Source organism: Streptococcus intestinihominis, from assembly GCF_046824975.1.
GTDB lineage: Bacteria > Bacillota > Bacilli > Lactobacillales > Streptococcaceae > Streptococcus.
In genome coordinates this window covers 260,288-260,562 of record NZ_JBKQBL010000003.1, presented here as the reverse complement: position 1 = coordinate 260,562, position 275 = coordinate 260,288, and the positions used below count along the sequence as shown (strand labels likewise).

The window sequence follows — 275 nt, the reverse complement described above, 5'->3', positions numbered from 1 at the left end:
AGCGATCAATCAGACAGGAAAGACCATTGTTTTTGGCCATACCCCGGTTCACTATCTCTTGGATCAAAAGATTGGAACCAAGGAGCTCTGGGTGACCGAAGATGGGAAGATTGGCATGGATGGCGGGGCTGTATATGGTGGCGTCCTCCATGGCATTCTCTTTGATGAAAGTGGAATGAAGGCCGATGTTGCTTTGGTCAATGATGGCTTTGCAGCTATCGATGATTAAGTAAAAAGGACTTTATCCCACAAAAGCCTAGAAAATTTGATATAAT

The 275-nt window shown here is 44.4% G+C and carries 1 pseudogene; it reads left to right on the top strand.

Annotation, left to right across the window (positions count from 1 at the left end):
* Positions 1–229: pseudogene (locus ACLOR3_RS06455) on the top strand (serine/threonine protein phosphatase); the annotation flags it as partial.
* Positions 230–275: the final 46 nt, after the last annotated feature.